1 protein-coding gene is annotated in these 882 nt (G+C 52.7%); it reads right to left on the bottom strand.

Features of this window, described 5'->3' with window-relative positions; all coding sequences use genetic code 11:
* Positions 1 to 882 (bottom strand): flagellar hook-length control protein FliK (locus R7P74_RS25445; RefSeq protein ID WP_318123418.1); only part of this gene is annotated, 882 nt, incomplete at both ends.

An 882-nucleotide genomic window follows, 5' to 3' on the forward strand; every position in this document is an offset into this window, starting at 1 on the left:
AGATTCACATCGGCATCAAAGTTTTCGTCTGACTGGCCAGAAAAACCGCGCCCAGACGCGCCTTGGCCATTTTGTTCAGCCGCTGCGTAACCACTTTGCTGTTGTCCACTGCTTTGCTGCTGAACCGAGGAATCCGCCAGTTGCATCCCTTGTTGGGCCAACATTTCACGTAGACGAGGCAACGTTTGTTCAATAACGTCACGCGCTTGTGGGTTGGTAACCGTAAAATGCACGTTGGCCAAATCGTTGTTCATCGTCATGCGAATTTGCATACGGCCAAGCTCTGGTGGGTCAAGTCGGATGTCGAGGTTCTTCAAGTTCTTCGACATCATCATTTGTACTTTTTCCGCCACTTGCTCATTAGCGAGTTCTTTTGTTAATTGCAGAGGCAGTTGCGCTTGCTGAGCGGCTTCCGCTCGGGTTTGCTGTTGGGCTGTTACGCCTTGTTGACCTGCTGCCGCTTGCAGCTGTCCTGCTAATCCGTATTGCGACTCTGGCTTATCTTGCTGGCTCGCCGTAGCTTTCAACGCACCTGCACTTAACGCGGCATTGATCGCTTTGTGGCTCACTTCCCCATTAGCAGCCATTTGAACTGCTGGGTTGAAATTATTCGCCACCAGCGCATCTGGCATTGGTGCGGACGCAAGTTTATCGGCATGTTGAGCCATTGGCGCTTGCGCAGCGACGTGCTTCATCTCTTGCGCGTTCACGTATTGTGCTTGTTGCCCCATCGCGACTGCAGCGGCTGTTCGTTCGCTGCCGTTTCGTACATTGTTATGCTGCGTTCTATTTTGCTCCGCAAGAATGGCTTTCACGTCCGTTGGCAGCGCAACCAACTGGGCTAGCTCTTGCTCAGGAATATCCGCGACGACGTCACCCGTT

It is taken from the genome of Vibrio sp. 2033 (assembly GCF_033339735.1).